This window comes from Halomonas sp. LMYGS-3, assembly GCF_059509875.1.
This window is the reverse complement of the sequence record NZ_JCAKFQ010000002.1, coordinates 211,614-230,092: the sequence shown is the minus strand read 5'-3', so window position 1 is coordinate 230,092 and position 18,479 is coordinate 211,614. Positions and strand designations below refer to the sequence as shown.

Genomic DNA, 18,479 nt, shown 5'->3' with positions numbered 1-18,479 from the left:
AGTGACGCCCCCTCGGAATACTCGCCTGGTGTGGCAAGGCTGGCGGCCTATGCACATGAATACAAATCAGTCTCATTGAGATTATTTTTCATGGTGCTATCCTTGCCCCGCTTCGGCCAGAACCGATCAAGCCTTACAGCAAGGGAAACCCACGATGAAGAAGCGAGTCACCCTAGGTCTCGCCATGGTCGCCGGCTCGGCCGCCATGGCCCTGCAGGCCCAGGACGTGCAGGACACCATGGTGGTGGTGGGGTCACGCACCCCCACCCAGATCAGCCAGATTCCCGGCGCGGTCTGGGTGATCGAGAAGGAGGAACTGCAGCAGCAGGTCGAAACCGGCACCGATCTCAAGACCGCGCTGGGCAAGCTCGTGCCGGGCCTCGACATGGCCCCCCAGGGCCGCACCAACTATGGCCAGAACCTGCGGGGGCGCACCGTGCAGGTGCTGATCGACGGGGTGTCGATGAACAGCTCCCGGGGCCTGTCGCGCCAGTTCGACGCCATCGATCCCTTCAACATCGAGCGCATCGAGGTGATTTCCGGCGCCAGCAGCCTCTACGGCGGCGGCGCCACCGGCGGCATCATCAACATCATCACCCGCAAGGGCCGCGCCGGCGGCCCCGCTTGGCGTACCGAGGCCGGCGTCACCACCGGCTTCAATGACAGCGACGATCTCGACAAGCGCATCGCCCAGTCGGTCAGCGGCGGCAACGAGCGGGTGCAGGCCTATCTGGGCACCGCCTTCCAGGACAACGGCCGCCACTTCGACGCCAGCGGCGACGAGATCTTCCCGGATATCGCCCAGACCGACCTGCAGGATAACCGCAGCATCGACGTGCTGGGCAACCTGACCGTCAACCTGGCAGAAGACCAGACCCTCGAACTCGGCGCCCAGCTCTACCGCTCCGGCTACGAGGGCGACCGTGGCGTCTACTTCCCGAACCTGGATGCCGACACGCCCGACCTGAACGACGCCGAAATCCGCGACGGCTATCGCTCCGATCGTGACCCGACCACCGACCGGCGGATGGTCAACCTGCAGTACCATCATGGTGACTTGCTGGGCCAGAACTTCTACCTGCAGGCCTTCCATCGCGAAGAGGAAGCCAGCTTCCAGGCCTTCCCCTACCCGGTCACCGGCGGCTCCGAATTCCGCGCCTCCAAGCAGAACACCGACCTCAGCGGAATCAAGGCGCTGTTCGATGCCCGCTTGACCGACCACGTCGGCCTGACCTACGGCCTGGACTTCGACCGTGAACGCTTCGATGCCAGCCAGATGACCTTCGCCAAGACCGTGTCCGATGCGACCGGCGGCCTGGTCCAGGAGCAGGCCGGCATCGCGCCACGCTACCCCGGCTACCGGGTCGACAGCCTCGCCGCCTTCGCCCAGGCCGACTGGCAGGCGACCGACGCCTTCAAGCTCTCGGCCGGTGCCCGCCGCCAGCACTCCGATGTCGAGGTTGACGACTTCAACGGCATCCCCGGTGGCGAGAACGACTACGATGCCACCCTGCTCAACGCCAGCGCGCTCTACGACTACGGCAACGGCCACCAGAACTGGTTGCGCTACAGCCAGGGGTTCGAACTCCCCGACCCGGCCAAGTATTACGGCCGCCCCGGCATCAGCGTCGACGAGAACCCGCTGTCGGCCATCGAGACCGACCAGGTCGAACTCGGCTGGCGCTACCGCGGTGGCGACTGGGTGGCCCAGGCAGCGGCCTACTACGCCTGGTCCGACAAGGCACTCGAGATCAACAGCGGCGACCTCAGCGTCGACGTGATCGACGAAAGGAAGCGCGACTACGGCCTCGAGGGCGCCCTGACCCGCTATTTCGCGGGCGGCATCGAGGCCGGCGGCACCCTGCACCTGGTCCGCTCCGAGCAGGAGAACGATGACGGCAACTGGGAGAAACGCGATGCCCGCTATGCCTCGCTCTCCTCGGCCACCGCCTTCGTCGGCTGGCGAGACCATGTCCGCTCGGCGCGCCTGCAGGCCAACCACACCTTCGACCTGAAGGATGACGCCGATCGCGAGATCGACGGCAATACCACCCTGGACCTGGCGCTCAGCCAGCAGACCGACGTCGGCAAGTTCAGCCTCGGCGTGCAGAACCTGCTGGACGAGCGCTACTCCACGGTGTGGGGCCAGCGCGCGGCGATGTTCTATTCGCCCTACTACGGTCCGGAGTACCTCTACGACTATCAGGGCCGCGGGCGCACCTTCACCCTGACCTGGTCAATGGACTACTGACGGGCTCGTGCGATGCCATCGCCCCTGGATCGCCGCCATGTCGGCTCCCTGGCGGCCCAATGAGCGGAGAACGCCAGAGGCAACATTATTGATACTGATAATAATAAGCATTATCATTAGCCTCGCTTCGACTGACCGGTCCCGTTGCCTTGTCGAAGCCTCCAACGTAGACAGCGAACTCCAAGCAAGGGAACCACTCGAGATGCCCCATCCCGCCAAGACGCGTATCGCCGGGCTCATTCCGGCAATGCTCGGCGCTACTCTGCCGTCCCTGGCCATCGCCCAGGCCTCCGACGACGCGACCGCGACCTCCCGCGACCTCTCACCGCTGGTGGTGACTGCCACCCGCAACAAGAGCCGGGTCGGCCAGACGCCCCAGAAGGTCACCGTGATCAGCCGTGAGCAGATCGAGCAGCAGCTGGCCATCACCGACGATCCCGGCCAGGTGCTGAGCAACCTGATTCCCTCCTACTCGCCCAGCCGCCAGAAGCTCTCCAACGCCGGCGAGACCTTCCGCGGCCGCCAGGCCCTATTCATGATCGATGGCGTGCCGCAGTCCAATCCGCTGCGCGACAGCGCCCGCGACAGCTATACCATCGATCTCAGCATGGTCGAGCGCATCGAGGTCATTCATGGCGCCAGCGCCGAGCACGGCCTGGGGGCCACCGGCGGCATCATCAACTACGTCACCAAGCGTGCCGAGGCCGGTGAGTTCAACCAGCACCTCGGGGTGAGCCTGACCAGCGACGACGACTTCAAATCCGAGGGCCTGGGCCACAAGCTGAATTACCGGCTCAGCGGCCAGAGTGGCGACTGGGACTACGTCGCCGCCGCCACTCGCCAGCAGCGCGGTGTCTTCTACGACGGCAACGACGAGATCATCGGCATCGCTTATCCTGGTGAACTGCAGAACTCCACCAGCTACGATCTCTTCGGCAAACTCGGCTACTGGCTCGACGATAACCAGAACCTCGAGGTCTCCCTCAACCATTTCGACCTGGAAGAAGGCGACGACTATGTACCGGTGCCCGGTGATCGCGACGCGGGCATCCCGACCACGGCCCGCAAGGGAGACCCGGAGGGCGAGCCCGGCTTCAACAATGTCACCACGGCACGGCTGGCCTACTCGCATGCCGACTGGCTCGGCAACGAGCTGGATGCCCAGGTGTACCGTCAGCGCTTCCGCGCCCGCTTCGCCACCACGCCCTTCTTCCCCTACCTGGATGACAATGACGAAACGCAGTTCGACCAGACCCGCAACGAGTCCGACAAGGTCGGCGCCAAGTTCACCCTGAACCGCCGCGGCCTGCTCGACGACCGCCTCGCCCTGACCACCGGCCTGGACCTGCTGCAGGACGAGACCCGCCAGATGCTGGTGCATACCGATCGCACCTATGTACCGGAGAGCCGCTACCGCAACCTGGCGCCCTTCGTCCAGGGCGAGTTCCAGCTGGCCGACCCGCTGACTCTGCACGCCGGCGTCCGCCACGAATACGCCGAGCTCAGCGTCGACGATTTCTCGACCATCGATCGCAGCAATGTCACCCAGGACAACGTGACCGTCGATGGTGGCAGCCCGAGCTTCAACGAGACGCTGTACAACCTGGGACTGGTCTACCAGGTCACCGACTGGGCCCAGCTCTACGCCAACTACTCGGAAGGCTTCGGCATGCCCGATGTGGGCCGGGTGCTGCGTGGTATCGGCGAGCCCGGCCAGGACATCGACACCCTGCTGCAGCTGCAACCGATCGTCACCGATAACCGCGAGATCGGCGCCCGCTTCGACTGGGACCGCTATGGCCTCGAACTGAGCTACTACGAATCGGATTCCGATTTCGGCGAGCGTCTCGCCTTTGACAGCGACAAGGGTATCTGGGTCGGCAATCGCGAGAAGACCGAGATCCGCGGCATCGAGGTCACCGGCGAGATGCGCCTCGGCGATGCCCACGACCTGCGGCTCTCCTACACCCATGCCGAAGGGAAATCGGATACCGATGGCGACGGCAGCGTCGACACCAAGCTGACCGGACTCAACATCGCCCCGGATACCCTCAAGCTGGCCTGGAGCGCCAACTGGAACGACAAGCTGTCCAGCCACCTGCAGACCCGCTACTACTTCGACCGCAGCGTCGACGATCCGGAACTCGAGTTCGACGGCTACGGCCTGGTCGATGCCTCCCTGGCCTATCGTCTGCCGGTGGGCCGCGCCAGTTTGGGGATAGAGAACCTGACCGACGAGGACTACGTCACCTACTACTCCCAATCGGGCCGGGTCAGCGACGACTACTACTTCACCGGCCGCGGGCGCACCCTCACCCTGGGCTACCAACTGGACTTCTGAGCGTGCACGCTTTCCACTGATTAGCTCGTTGCTTGGCGGCGCCTGCGGGCGCCGTTTTTTGGGTGTATCGGACTTTGCAGGGGCGCCAGGGTCATCCTGACTCGCTCGCAATTGATAACGCTTTGCATTACCTTTTGCATCATGTCATCATCCTGCCCCCATGGCGCGTTTCCCTGCGGCGTTCTGCCAGGCAAACGCCTTCGGTGCCCCGCTGAGTGAGTGTCCATGACGAATGCTTCCGCGCATGGCGGAAAGGTGCTGATCAGTGTCCTGCTGGGTACCTTTACCGTCAGCCTCAACAACAGCGCCCTGAACCTTGCCGTCGCCGAACTGATGGTAACCTTCCAGGTCAGTGCCACGGATGTCAGTTGGGTGGTGACGCTGTTCATGATCACCATGGCCATGACCATGCCACTCACCGGATACCTGGCCGATAGGTTTGACCGCAAGCGCATCTATCTACTGGGCCTGTGGGGATTTCTGGCAGGCTCCGCGCTCGGCGCCATGGCCCAGGGGCTCGCCGGCATCATCCTCGCGCGTGGGCTGCAGGGCGTTGCGGCGGGGCTGATGATTCCCCTGTCCCTGTCACTGATCTTCTCTGCCTATCCCAGCGACCAGAGAGGCCGGGCCAGCGGGATCTGGGGCTTCGCCGTGATGATCGCACCGGCCATTGGCCCGAGTGTCGGCGGGCTGTTGCTCGAAGTCAGCCACTGGCGGGCGCTGTTTCTGATGAACATACCGATTGCGCTGCTGGGACTGGTGTGTGGCTATCGCTATCTTTCGGCTGAGCCCTCCAATCAGCAACGTCGGTTCGACCTGCCTGGCTTTGCGCTGATCACCCTGGGCATGGGCGCGGTGCTGTTCTCTCTCAGCCAGGTGGAAACGCTGACGAACCTCCTGGGCTTCCAGGCCCTTCTCCCGCTCACGGCCGGTCTCCTGGCGCTTTCACTCTTCGTGCGCATCGAGCGACGCGCCAACACGCCCCTGCTCGACCTCTCCCTGTTTTCCCACCAGGGGTATCGCCTCAGCGTCATCCTCGCCTGCTTGCAGTCGATCATCCTGTTCGGCTGTGTTCTTCTAGTGCCACTCTGGATGCAGAATGCGCTGGGGTTCGGCCCCTTGACCACGGGCCTGGTGTTTCTGGCCACCGCCCTCGCCGCCGCCTCCTGCTCGCCTGTGGCGGGACGCCTGATCGACCGTTACCCGCCACAGTGGTGTATCGGCGTCGGGCTGACGATCACCATGGTCAGCCTGTTGGGGCTCGGCACCCTGACGGAGGCCACGCCGGTCTGGATGATTGGTGCCTGGATGGGCCTGCGCGGCCTTGGCCTCGGCTGCGCCTATCTGCCTTCCACCACCGTGGGCATGAAAGACCTTCCCGAGCAGAGCGTGGCCCAGGCCTCGGCCATGAACAACATGTCCCGACGCCTGATATCCTCGCTCGGCATCGTCGCGCTCTCCCTCTACTACGACACGGCCGTGAAGGCCGCTCTGGACCGGGGGATCCCCTATACCGAGGCGAGCGCCTCCGCCCTTCACCATGCCTTCCTGGCATTGGCGGCGATCGCCGTGCTCTGCCTGCCACTGGCCTGGCGGCTCGGTCGAGCCGTGACACGGCAAGGTCCCGCGTCGGCAAGCGAGGCGTCATCGCCCCCTCCTGCCCCCGAGCACTCCCTGAAGACAGCATCCGCCAGGAGGCCGGAATGAAGACTCGCGCCCCGACCCGACGCCGGTGGCTGACGATGCTGCTGGTGACCCTCATGCCGTGGGGGGCCACCGCCCTCGCCGCCAACGACACCGAAGGCAGGCAGCTCGTCCCCAATGCGTTCGGCGAAACGCGCATCCCCGCCACTCCGCGGCGAATCGTCACCCTCTACCAGGGCGCGACGGACAGCGCGGTGGCGCTCGGCATCACGCCTGTCGGCGTGGTCGACTCCTGGCTGGAAACGCCCATGTATCGCTACTTGCGTGACGCGCTCGCCGGCGTGGAGCACGTCGGCCTGGAGACCCAGCCCAACCTGGAGAAGGTGGCCTGGCTCGACCCCGATCTGATCGTTGCCACGCGTTTTCGTCATGAGCGGGTCAGGCCGCTGCTGGAGAAGATTGCGCCGACGGTCGCCACCGGCGCCGTCTTCGACTTCAAGGCCACCCTGGCGCTGATGGCCGAGGCCACGGGCCGGGAGTCCCGCGCCCGTGAGTTGTTGCAGGACTGGGACGACCGCGTGGCGGACTTTCGCCACAGAATCGCCGACGAGCTGGGCGACGGCTGGCCGCAGAAGGCCGCCGTGGTCCGCTTCAAGAGCGACCATGTGCGTATCTACTCCACGGGATTCGCCGGCTCCATCCTGAGTGAGCTGGGGTTCGAACAGCCGGATTCCGTGCGCGACCAGGGCTGGGGCATGAAGTTGACCAGCGAGGAAAACATCCCGGTCATGAATGCCGATGTGATCTTCGTGCTTCTGGAGCCGGACGATCCCGCCATTGCGGAGAACTACCGGCACTGGACCTCCCATCCCCTCTGGCAGCGACTGGACGCCGTGCAGGACGAACGCGTCTTCGAAGTGGATGCGGTGAACTGGATCATGGGCGGCGGCATCCTGGCCGCCAATGCCATGCTCGATGACCTCTACGCCCATTTCGGGCTCGATCCCCACCTCGGGCACACGACGCCTGCGCCGGATACGCAGGCCCGCGCGGCATCATCCGACGCGGCGTCTGCGGCTTCCTGCGCCGGTGATACTGCCGCGTTTGCCCACGCGCGAGACGAGGAGCTCGCCACATGCTGAGTGGCCGTTTGTCACGCATCGCGGGGCTGCTCCTGGGCATGCTGCTGGTCGCGACGGCCTTCGTGGCGAGCGTCATGCTGGGCACCACGGAGATTGCCCTGCCCACCTTCCCCCAAGCCCTGGTGCATTACGACCCCACTCGGGTCGCGCATATCATCATTCGAACGGAGCGCCTGCCACGGGCGGTCATCGCCGCCCTGGTCGGCGCGAGCCTGGCCATCGCCGGCGCCCTGATGCAGACCATGACACGCAACCCCCTCGCCTCGCCGGGCATCCTGGGCATCAACGCAGGGGCCATGTTCTTCGTGGTGATCGCGGTCTCGCTGCTACCCCTCCACTCCCCGGCCGACTATGTCTGGGCGGCGCTGTTGGGTGCCCTTGTCGCCGCCTGCCTGGTGGTCGTGTTGAGTCGCGGCCGCCAGGGGGAACTGTCGCCGCTGCGGGTCGTCCTGGCGGGCGTGGCCGTCACGGCCATGTTTGTCTCGTTCAGTCAGGGCCTGCTGATCATCGACCGTCAGAGTTTCGAGAGCGTGCTGTACTGGCTGGCGGGTTCCGTCTCCGGACGGGAGCTGTCCCTGGTGGTGCCGCTGCTGCCGCTCTTCGGCGGCGCCCTGCTGCTGTGTGCCCTGCTGGTCCGGCACGCCAATGCCCTGCTGCTGGGCGACGACATGGTCAAGGGGCTGGGCATGCGCGCCGGCACCATCAAGCTGCTGCTCGGCCTGGTGGTGATTCTTCTCGCCGGGAGTTCGGTCGCACTCGCCGGCATGATCGGTTTCGTCGGTCTCATCGTGCCGCACATGGCGCGGGGCATCTTCGGCGTCGACCACCGCTGGCTGCTGCCGGCCTGTGCCCTGCTGGGCGCGAGCCTGTTGCTGCTGGCCGATGTGGCCTCGCGCTTTTTGATGCCTCCCCAGGATGTCCCGGTGGGGGTGATGACCGCCCTGATCGGCACACCCTTCTTCATTCATCTGGCGCGCAGGACGCAGGCCTGACCATGACGTTATCCACTTCCCTGAAGCATCGAGGCGAGCCCCCCCTCGATGTCCACCAGGCCCGCTATCTGGGCATCACGGCCCTGCTCGTGCTGGTGTTGCTCGCCAGCATGGGCCTGTCGCTCGCCCTCGGCAGCTTCCCCACCCCGTTTGGCGAGGTGTTGCACGCGCTGGCCACGCCCCGGGACAGCGACATCGCCTTCATCGTCTGGGAGCTGCGCATGCCGCGCATCCTGCTGGCAGTGCTGGTGGGGGCGGCCCTGGCCGTGGCCGGCGCCATCCTTCAGGGCATCGTGCGCAATCCGCTGGCCTCGCCCGACGTGATCGGCATCACCAGCGGCGCCGCCATGGCCGCGGTGACCTTCCTGGCACTTTTCAGCACCAGCCTGAGTATCCATTGGCTGCCGGTCTCCGCGCTGATCGGCGCGCTGCTTGCCGCCATGCTGGTGTTCTTCCTGGCCTGGAAGCGTGGCGTTAGTCCCTCGCGCCTGGTGTTGGTCGGCATCGGGCTCTCCGCTGCGATGGGGGCCGTGACCACCCTGCTGATCGTGGTCAGCGATGATGCCGCCGCCATGGTCGCCTATGTATGGCTGACGGGCAGCCTCTACGCCGCACAGTGGCAGGATGTGCTCGGCATGCTGCCCTGGCTGCTGGCGGCCATTCCCCTGTGCCTGACCCAGGCACGGCACATGGATGCCATGGCGCTCGGTGACCCAGTGGCGCAAGGACTGGGCGTGGACGTAATGCGCAGCCGGCTGGTGCTGATGGCCTGCAGCGTGGCGCTGGCGGGCGCGGCCGTGGCCTTTGCCGGGGGGCTCAGCTTCGTGGGCTTGATCGCTCCCCATATCGCGGCCCGCGTGGTGGGACGGGGCTTTGCCCGGCTGGTGCCCGCCACCGCCTTGATCGGGGCCTTGCTCGTGCTCTACGCCGATCTCCTGGGCCGAGTGGCTTTCCTGCCCAAGGACCTGCCCGCCGGTATCTTTGTCTCGGGAGTGGGCGCCCCCTTCTTCGTCTATCTGCTGCATCGGACGCGCTACCACCGTCACTAAGAGAGCCTTTCCGAACTCTCGGTGGCAACGGGCGCCGGGGACAAGGCGAAGCGAGGGTCCTTTGCCATGGATGGCAAAGGTAGCCCCCAGGGAAGGGTTTACGGCGCCCTCGCGAAGGCTTGTCGCCGGAAAGGCCCATTTCCATCGGCTGGGTTTTGACAGGAGCTCTAAAGCAGCCCGGTCAGCACTACCCCCCCACGACCAGAGCAGGGAGAGCCCATGTTCCATATCGCCCCACGTCAGAACACCTTCACAGTGCAGCAACGGCAACGCTATCGACGCCTTGCCACCTCCACCCTGGGGCATTTCACCGACTTCGGCGCCATCACCTCCCTCTTCCCCATCCAGCATCCTGTCCGGCTTCTCGGCACGGCATTGACGGTCAGGATTCCTCATGTCGACGGCAGCATCATCCGCGAGGCGCTGAAGATGGCCTGCCCAGGTGATGTGCTGGTGATCGATGTTTCCGGCGACCATCGGCGTGCCTGCTGGGGCGAGTTCCGCGCCTACGCGGCGCTGCGCAAGCAACTCGCAGGCGTTGTCACCAACGGCGCCATCACCGACTGGGACGCCCTGTCCCGGCTGAACCTGCCCACCTACGCCCGAACGAACAGCCCACTGACCACCAGGGCGCTGGAACTGGAAGGCGAGATCAACACTCCGATTGCCATCGATGGCGTCACGATCAACCCGGGAGACCTGGTGGTGGGCGACGACGATGGGCTCTTTATCATCCCGCCGCATCGCGCCGATGCCCTGGCTGACGCCGCGGAAGCCAAGCAGGCCCAGGAGGAGGAAAAGCGCAACGCCCTCAAGGCAGAGTTCCCCGAGTGGTTTTGCTGAAAACGCCGCCCGCACTGAAAAACACCGCCCGACGACATGTCGGGCGGTGGGCGTATCAGGCTTCGGTCAGTGCCTCGGCGACCCTTTCGTCGGCTGGCAGGCCAACCCGAACGAAGGGATTACAGGTCGAGCTGGTGCCGAAGGGCATGCTGCCCGGCCCGCCGGCACGCTCGATGATCGGCGCGATAAGACGCTTGTAGGGCCACTGCTCGCTCTCGAAGAGCTGCTCCTTGAGCATCTCGCGATCACGACCATCGAAGGGGATGGCGTCGATCCGAGCCTCGAGGCGAGCCGCCATCTCCCGCCACAGGTCATGGGGCGACAGCGTGTAATGATCCGCCAGGGTGTCGATGATGGCCCGCAGATTGACCTGTATCCCCAGGGTCTGCAGCCAGAACAGCAGGGCCTCGAGACTGTCGTGATACAAGGTGTTGGCGTGGCCGGGCTTGATGCAATAGCACGGGTCCTGCATGCCGTGCCGCTCCAGGCGCGCGACGCTGATCCTCAGGGAGTCATGGTCGCGCAGCAGCAGCCCGTGGCATCGGCCCTCCTTGAAGACCAGGACGGTATTCTGTCCATGCACTTCCGCCAGCATGCCGAGCCGCAACATGCGCAGGTTGATATCGAAGAAGGTATCGCAGAGCTCACCGAACAGCGCCTGCACCGAGGCGGGGCTGGCCGTCATGCCGCGCTGCGCCAGCCAGTCGTCGAACACATGATGCTCGCCTCCCGGCAGCGGCGTCCCCAGCGTGGCCATGGGCACCAGGCGCACGCTCGGGTCGTCCAGCAGGGCGCGGGGATAGCTGCGCACCATGGCGGAGAGATGCCGTGGGGCTTCGTCGAACAGCGTCGCCCCCTCCGGCATATAGGCCCACCACTTGCCCTCGTCGCACAGGTAGAGCCTCTCGGCAAGCCGGGCATCCTTCTCCCTGGCCTGGTGCAGCAAGCGGGCGCTGAGATCGCCATTGAACATCTTGACCGCCGGCAGATAGCGCGAGGCCCCCAGGGAATGGATGGCCATCGGCAGTTTCAGGAAATGCGGGCTCGCCGTGGTAGGCGCCAGCGAGCGCAGCGAGGAGGTCGCGAGCCAGGGCTCCGTGACCGTCTCCAGCGAGACGCAGTCGCCCGACGCGAAGGCCGCCTGCAGCCAGTGGGGCAGCGCATGCTCGTGCTGCCAGGGATGCACGGGAATGGTGACGTGGGTCCGGGCCAGCCCCCGCGACGTCATCTCCTGCTCGAGCGCCCGGCGGCCTTCGTCACCGGCGAGCCACTGCCCCGGCACGGGGCACTCCTCGTCGACTCCGGCGCCGGTCATCACCTGGTCACGGGCCATCGCGACCCAGCGCAGCGTGATGGGGGTGTTGAACTCGGCCATATACGCACGATATTCGTTCTCGCTGAGCCCCTGCTTGGCCTTCGCCGTGGGGTGATAGGGCCGGTCGAGCAACGACGCCCACTGTTCCATGATCGCGAAGTGCTCGGCCGTGTCGCGACCCAGCAGGCCTCGTGTCTCCACCCGGTGCGCCACCGAGCTGGCCGCCTGCCAGAGGCTGTCGGAGAGCGCCTTGAGAAACACTTGCTGTCCCTGCCCCAGGGCCTGCTCGTCGTCTTCCATCACGGCGCCGAAGACACGGCGCATGAAGGCGACCGGGTCGAGTGACTCCCACTCCCGGCTCTCGTGATCCACCAGGATCACCGGGGTCCGAGGCACCTTTTCCCACGCCTGGGCGATGCCGGGCCGCAGCAGCATGACCACGCCGTGATGCCGATCCTGCGGCCAGTGCCAGAACCGCTGCGAAGGGTTGCCGCAATGCACTTGAAACAAATGCGCCTGGAACACCGGCAGGCGGGTGAGCCAGTCTTCGGCCTCGGTGGCGACCCGCCAGGCCGCGCCGAGGTCGTCCAGCAGGCCCTCGACCAGCAGGCCATCCACCAGCGACTGCATGATCTGCGCCTGGGCATGGCGCTGGGTGTTGAGGGGTTTCATGGTCGTGAACTCCGTAGCCGTGTCGGGACGGTCGAGCGAAGGGACATCGCTCGCCTGATGAGAAGAAACGGGAAGATGCGTCATCGGTGAACTCATGAACGGGAGGCCTCCTGCTGTCCCGGCGCCCTGGCCTCGCTCTCTATCGGCGCCATCGCATCGCCGAGCGCCTTCTGCAAGGCGCGAAAGGCGATGCCTCGCTCGTCGCCCAACATGAAGGTGTTGACACCCCGCGCCTGCCATCCGGCCTTGGCCGCCGGGTGGCGCAGGAAGGCGCAATAGGGAAGGTGATGCTCGCTCGCCGTGCGCTGAACCTCCTCCAGGGCCCGAACGACGTCGGGGTGTCCGGTCTGCCAGGTCACGCCCAGGGACTGGGACAGGTCCGCCGCCCCCTCCAGCACCATGTCGAGACCCGGCACCGCGCAAATCGCCTCGATCCGCGCCACCCCCTGGCGGCTCTCGATCATGGCGACCACCATGATCTCCCGGTTGGCCTGCACGACGTATTCCGCCAGGGAGGATTTGCCGAAGGCGCCGGGACGCCCGGCATTGAGACTGCGCTCGCCTTCCGGGGCGTACTTGCACGCGGCCACGGCACGCTCGAGGGTCGCGGGGTCTTCCACGTTGGGCAGCACGATCCCCTGGGCGCCGCCGTCGAGCAGGCGCAGCAGCGTCTTGGGGTCGGCGTCCGCCACCCGCACCAGGGGCGTCAGCCGGTAGCTCTCGGCGGTACGGATCATGTGCTCGACGGTTTCCGGATTGATCAACACGTGTTCGGTGTCGATCACCACGAAGTCGAAGCCCGCCTCCGCGATCAGCTCGATGGAGGCGGCCGTGGGCAGGGAGGCCATGACCCCGTGGACCTCCTTCCCGTCGGCCAGCGACCGCTTCAGTCGGTTGGCTCTCAGCATGACGCCTCCTCGCCGGGCGCGTAGGCCGCCAGCGGGTTGGGGACGTGCTTGACCTGGGGGACGTCATCGCCGAAGAGACGACGACGGGTCAGGGCTTCCACCTCCCATCGGGGAGCGAAGACATCGAAGCAGCGGTAGCGCTCGGCATGCTGCGGATGAGCGCGCTGATAGGCCTTGATCTCCTCCGCCGTCATGGCCCAGAACCGTGACTCCTCCAGGCCGAAATGCCGGTGCAGGAAGACCGCCATCTCCGCCAGGGCGATGAAGAAGAAGGCATCGCAGGAGTAGTCACGCACCGCTTGCGGGTCATCGGTGACGATGAAGGAGTTGCGATTGAGGGCGGCGTGACGCTCGGGCACGGGCTCCAGGGCAGGGGCCAGCTCGGGCCGTGCCAGATGCGACGTACTGAAGCGCACGCCGTCATGGAAGTCCTTCAATGCCACCCTGAGCGGCCAGCCGTCACGATGAATGACCACGATGTTCTGGCCATGGGACTCCATCCCCACGCCCTCGGCGAGCAGCAGGTGGATGATCGGCAAGGTGGCGACCTGCACGAGCTGTCGTGTCCAGGCCTCAAGCCCATGGCGCTCCACCCAGGGCGCGATGAAGGGAGTGGCGGGCTCCCCCTCGGCGTCTCGCGTGAACTGGCTCAGCCCATTGAAGGGCACGGCCCGCTCGCCGTCCTGCAGGAACTCGCCGATGTTCCGGCGCCAGATGGCGCCGACCTTGCCATAGACGTCGTTGTAACGGGTGTCGGAAAAGGCACGCTCGTCCAGCGCCACGCCGGCCACCTCGCCCAGGATCACGAACCCCGCCGCCCTGGCGGTCGCATCCGTGTCGATGAGCCGCTGAAGCCACTGGGTGATGACGGGGGCGTTGGTCACGGTGTGGCGCGCCAGGATGCGCGTGCTGGACGTATTGGTGATGCTCATCGCCAGCTTGAGATACGGCTTGTCCGTATCCCGCGGGGCCAGGGTACGAATCGACTGCTGGGCGGTATAGGTGGCCTCCCCCTCGCCCAGCAGGGCGATCTCGCCGCTGGCAAGCTCCGGGTAGAGCACCGGCGCCAGCGCGTTGTCCCACTGCCAGGGGTGCACCGGCATCAGCACGACGTCGTCTCGCGCCAGTCGCCGCCGCGCGAGGTAGTCATCCAGACGCGCCAGCACTCGCGGACCGGCGTCCTCCGCGACCCGGTCGGCCAGCGCCACCCCGCCGACGGCCCCCTGATGCGCCAGGCGTGCCGGCACGGCCAGCCACCATACCTGCATTGGCTGACCGAACTCCGGCCCATAACGCTGATTGTCCCGCAGGGAGAAGCCGAGCCGTGACTTGTAGCAGGGGTGATAGCTGTGCGCGTCGGTGAAATACTGCTCCAGGGCATCGGCATCCAGCGTCTGCGGTGTCTCTTGAAAGGGCACCGGCCAGGCGGATGACTGCACGTCCTTGATCAGGGTCTGGGTCAGTTCGTTGACGAAGCCGGGCTGAATCGCGACATCCCCCAGCGCCGCCTCGAGATCCTCGATGAAACGCTGCAGACTCACCGGCTCCGGGGTGTCCTCTGCCCCCTCGACCGCGAGGGTGGAATGCGCGAGGCGGATCAGCTGAAAGCTGTGGCACCGCCAGCCGCTCACCCGATAGCGACGCTCGCCCAGGGTCAGGGAGAACGACGTGGCACCGGAGACACCGGCCGCCGGCTCGGCGATGGCCTCATAGGGCAGCACGTTCTCGTAGAGCAGGGTCTGCAACAGCTGGCCGACGACTCGCTGCTCGATGCGGGCGTGATGCCGCCAGTGCCCGGGGGAGGCGAACGGCGTGGAGACGGACACCAGGGCGTCGGGGGCGCCCTCCATTGCCGCGGCCTGCGGCAGAACACGTTCCTGTGATGACATGATGTACCTTCAAAACCTGGAAAATGGACCAGCGAAGCCCTTGGTCAGCTCACCGGCTCGGCACGCCGATGGCCCCTCGTCTCGAGGACGCGGCCCTCGCGGCTTTCGCGGACGAAGACCTGATCGGGACGTGGGTGGCACAGGAAGTCCGCGTGAGAGATGTTGTAGCCATAGGCGCCGGCCAACGGCAGCACCAGCAGGTCTCCCGTCTCGACCCCTTGCAGCTCCTGCCGTCGGCTCAGCACATCCTTGGGGGTACAGAGCTGCCCCACCACGGTCCAGGGCCGGCGCTCACCCTCACGCGCCCGCCGGGGCGCGCGCGGCAGGTGAATGACCGGGTGATCGTGCCCCTGGGCCGCCGGCAAGCGGAACTGGTGCGTGCCGCCCCGGCAGACGAGAAAGCCCTCCCCATGGCTGACCTTGGTATCGAGCACCTCGATCACGTAGTAGCCACAGAAGGCCGAGAGAAAACGGCCGATCTCGAAGCGCACCAGCGGGGGCTCGTGCATGGCTGCCAGACGCTGCCCCAGGGCCTGGCACAGGCCGGGCCAGTCGAACTGCTCGGACGGCCGGAGATAGTTCACGCCGATACCGCCCCCCACGTTGAGCTGGATCACCTGCTCGGGGTGGCGCGCCAGCACTCGCCACCGGGGCCAGCGCTCCAGATAGGACGCCAGGAGCCGCTGGTGTCGCTGCCCGCATGTCTGGTGCGACATGGCGTGAACATGGAAGCCGACAAGCGTCAGATTCGGGGCGTCATCCACCGCTCGCACGGCGTCGACCAGTTGCGCCTCGTCGATGCCGAACGGCGTGGCGGTGCCGGCCATTCTCAGACGACTGGAAAGATCCGCGGGCAGAGTGGGATTGATGCGCAGCAGAACGGGCTGCAAGTGATCCAGCGATGCCGCGATCGCCTGCAGGCGGGCCACTTCCCCGAGGCTTTCGACATGAAAGGCCTCGACGCCTCGGGTCATGGCCTCACGCATGTCGGCGTCGAGCTTGCCCGGTCCGGAGAGCACCCAGGGGCGTGGCGTCGAACAGGCGCAGGCACGTGCGATCTCGCCACCGGACGACAGCTCCAGTCCATCCACGACAGGCGCCAGCGTATCGATGATGGCCGCCTCGCTGTTGGCCTTGATCGCATAGTAAAGCTCAACCCCCGGTGGCAACGCCGCCTTCATGGCGCGTCCCTGTGCCGCGAGCGCCGGGAGGTCATAGAAGAACGCCGCCATGGGGTCGCGGCAGGCCTGCTGATGCGCCTCGATGGCGGCGAGCATGTGGTCGGGAATCACGACGTGTTCAGCCATAGGCCACCTCCCTGCCCATCGCCTGGGTAACCTGCCAGGGGTTGGGCAAGGACACATACCGGGCCTGCCGGTCCGCCTGGGCCATGAGCCGTAGCTTGAAGTTGGTCTTGCAGGGCAGGCCGCCTCCCTCCAGCAGCGCATCCAGCTCGGGGGCTTGCGTGCCCAGGGCCTGTCGAACGCGACGCAGCTCGTCCCGGGTGTCCTGCCACAGCGCATCACCAAGGGCAGGGCGCTGCCAGCTCAGCGCCAGGATCGCCTCGGCGACATGATTGACGAGCAGACAATAGGCAATGCGGTTCCACCCCTGCTCGCGACGATAGGTCATCGACTCCCTGACCCGGGGATGCAGTGACTCCCCCGCGAGCCAGTCCACGCCCTTGTCGCTGGTCAGCTTGACCCCCTCGAAGTCACGCAGCAGCATCTGCCGCGGCATGCCCTCGTCATGGATCAGCACACAATTCTGCAGATGGGGCTCCATGACGATGCCATGGCGGAAAAACAGCCCCATGACAGGTGCCACCAGCGTGCTCAGGTAGGCCTGGAACCACTGCCGGACCCGGGGTTCCGGTGGCAGTGCGTGGTACCCATCGGCAGGCGAGGCACCTGCGACGAAGGACAGCACCATGGGAGCCAGCTGTGCATCACGAGCAAACAGCGTTGCGCTGAGCAGGCAGCGTTCAGGTGAGAACCGCTGACAGAAGTTTTCCCGCAGAATCACGCCGGTCTGCTCTCGGAACCAGCGCTTCACGGCATCATCGCCCTCGGTCGGCGCCCAGTGCACCGTTGCCGGTTCCTGGGCCACGCACAGCGCCGCCAGCGCCGAGTCCTTCAGTCGGGCGAGCTGATGCATGATGCGGTCGATGACCAGCGTACTTTCCAGCTCGTACCAGGCGTTCTTGCGCACACAATTGGTGATGCGCACATTGAGCGATCCCTTGATGAACCAGGGATGTCCCTCGAGGTACCAGGTGCGCATGGAGGCGGTGGGAGCGGCGCGCCATCCACTCTGCCCGAGATCGCCGATGATGCCTTCCCTGATCATCTCCGCCACCCTGGCATCCTGCCTGAAAAGAACGGCCTGCACCGGGTGCATGCCGAGCACCACACGATCGACATCCTCGGCGCCACTCTGGTCTGCCACATGGGGCAGCACGTCCAGGGCACTCAACCGGTTGGCCTGGACACTCAGTCCGGCCATTGGAAAGGAAAACTGGTGAAAGGCCGTGGTGGCACCGAATTCCGGCGCGTAGGCGGGCTTGTCCTGCAGCAGATGGGGAGGCCATTGCCTGGCCTTGGGCGTGGGGTGATTGGGATGGCCGAACCACAGCCCCTGCTCACTGCAACGATAATCCGTCAGCGGATGAAGTCTGGGCTGTTCGACGGCATGCGCGACGATCGTCGTCATGACGTCCTGACTTTGCACGACCTGATCACACAACTCCTGATTGAGCCTGCCGTCATGCCACCGACAGTGCTCCAGCAGTGAGGAGATCAACCCAGCCAACTCGGGGACATGCCAGCCCGTGGCCTCCGCGTCCCGGATGTAGAGATCGGAAAGGTAGAAGTGACTCCCTATCACCGAGCGCCGGTCCACCAGCACGAACAGCGACAGCGATGCCGACCATTCGATCAGCAGAGGCGTGCCATGCAGATGCTCCGGCAGGCCTCCCCGCCGGGCTGGCCATCGATAGGACATCGTGCCATGGGGTATTGCCACTTCCTTGATGATGCAATTCAGCAACGCATGCGTGGATGCTTGTCGGCTTGTCTCGCCAGGTAAACGAGAGAAACGAGCGTAGCTCATGTGGCCTCCGCAAGAATGTCGTCCTTTAAAGACCCACCTGCCTTGTTGCCTGCCGGGCCACCGGCGAGAGCCCTCCATCCTCGTCGATGGCTTTTCCGCCGCTGGCCTCGGGCATCTGTTGGCATGTGAATCCGTGCGTCCCTAGCTAGTCACTTTGCGAAGTTGTAATGGATCGTTGTGCTTGTCGTGTCGATCGGGAGCAACCGCCTCCCTGGCGGAAGCTCTCTGTCCCAGCATGTCGTGGCATCTCACCTGGGGCGACCAGAAGCCCGCGCCTTGCTTTGCTTGGGCGGCATGCCAAGATCATCATTCAAATGAGAAT

The 18,479-nt window shown here is 65.7% G+C and carries 12 protein-coding genes; 7 read left to right on the top strand and 5 right to left on the bottom strand.

The window, feature by feature from the left end:
* Nucleotides 1–154: 154 nt before the first annotated feature.
* From AC5W54_RS03265 to AC5W54_RS03235, 7 genes are all read left to right on the top strand, one after another.
* Nucleotides 155–2,251, top strand: coding sequence for a TonB-dependent receptor (locus AC5W54_RS03265; protein ID WP_495960630.1), 2,097 nt, complete (start codon nt 155–157; stop codon nt 2,249–2,251).
* A gap of 202 nt (nt 2,252–2,453) precedes the next feature.
* Nucleotides 2,454–4,592 carry a TonB-dependent receptor gene (locus AC5W54_RS03260; protein ID WP_495960629.1) on the top strand — a complete coding sequence of 713 codons (2,139 nt, stop codon included), beginning with the start codon at nt 2,454–2,456 and terminating at the stop codon, nt 4,590–4,592.
* A gap of 225 nt (nt 4,593–4,817) precedes the next feature.
* Nucleotides 4,818–6,299 carry an MDR family MFS transporter gene (locus AC5W54_RS03255; protein WP_495960628.1) on the top strand — a complete coding sequence of 494 codons (1,482 nt, stop codon included), beginning with the start codon at nt 4,818–4,820 and terminating at the stop codon, nt 6,297–6,299.
* Nucleotides 6,296–7,378, top strand: a complete 1,083-nt coding sequence (locus tag AC5W54_RS03250) for an ABC transporter substrate-binding protein (protein WP_495960627.1) — start codon at nt 6,296–6,298, stop codon at nt 7,376–7,378. Before AC5W54_RS03255 ends, AC5W54_RS03250 begins: the two co-directional genes overlap by 4 nt.
* Nucleotides 7,372–8,370 carry a FecCD family ABC transporter permease gene (locus AC5W54_RS03245; RefSeq protein WP_495960626.1) on the top strand — a complete coding sequence of 333 codons (999 nt, stop codon included), beginning with the start codon at nt 7,372–7,374 and terminating at the stop codon, nt 8,368–8,370. Before AC5W54_RS03250 ends, AC5W54_RS03245 begins: the two co-directional genes overlap by 7 nt.
* A 2-nt stretch (nt 8,371–8,372) precedes the next feature.
* Nucleotides 8,373–9,419, top strand: coding sequence for a FecCD family ABC transporter permease (locus tag AC5W54_RS03240; protein ID WP_495960625.1), 1,047 nt, complete (start codon nt 8,373–8,375; stop codon nt 9,417–9,419).
* Between the two features lie 219 nt (nt 9,420–9,638).
* Nucleotides 9,639–10,262 (top strand): RraA family protein, encoded by a 624-nt coding sequence (locus tag AC5W54_RS03235; RefSeq protein WP_495960624.1) that lies wholly within the window; start codon nt 9,639–9,641, stop codon nt 10,260–10,262.
* A gap of 55 nt (nt 10,263–10,317) precedes the next feature.
* Here the strand turns inward: AC5W54_RS03235 and AC5W54_RS03230 are convergent, their stop codons facing one another.
* From AC5W54_RS03230 to AC5W54_RS03210, 5 genes are all read right to left on the bottom strand, one after another.
* Complete coding sequence (locus AC5W54_RS03230) at nt 10,318–12,249, bottom strand: IucA/IucC family protein (protein WP_495960623.1); 1,932 nt, start codon at nt 12,247–12,249, stop codon at nt 10,318–10,320.
* A 92-nt stretch (nt 12,250–12,341) separates the two neighbouring features.
* A complete protein-coding gene (locus AC5W54_RS03225) occupies nt 12,342–13,157 on the bottom strand; it encodes an HpcH/HpaI aldolase family protein (protein WP_495960622.1) in 816 nt (271 codons plus the stop codon).
* Entirely contained in the window at nt 13,151–15,046 is a 1,896-nt protein-coding gene (locus tag AC5W54_RS03220) for an IucA/IucC family protein (protein ID WP_495960621.1), read from the bottom strand. The genes AC5W54_RS03225 and AC5W54_RS03220 overlap by 7 nt, the downstream gene beginning before the upstream one ends.
* A gap of 44 nt (nt 15,047–15,090) precedes the next feature.
* Nucleotides 15,091–16,353: a type III PLP-dependent enzyme gene (locus AC5W54_RS03215; RefSeq protein ID WP_495960620.1), complete on the bottom strand. Its 1,263-nt coding sequence runs from the start codon at nt 16,351–16,353 to the stop codon at nt 15,091–15,093.
* Nucleotides 16,346–18,157: an IucA/IucC family protein gene (locus AC5W54_RS03210; RefSeq protein WP_495960619.1), complete on the bottom strand. Its 1,812-nt coding sequence runs from the start codon at nt 18,155–18,157 to the stop codon at nt 16,346–16,348. Before AC5W54_RS03210 ends, AC5W54_RS03215 begins: the two co-directional genes overlap by 8 nt.
* Nucleotides 18,158–18,479: the final 322 nt, after the last annotated feature.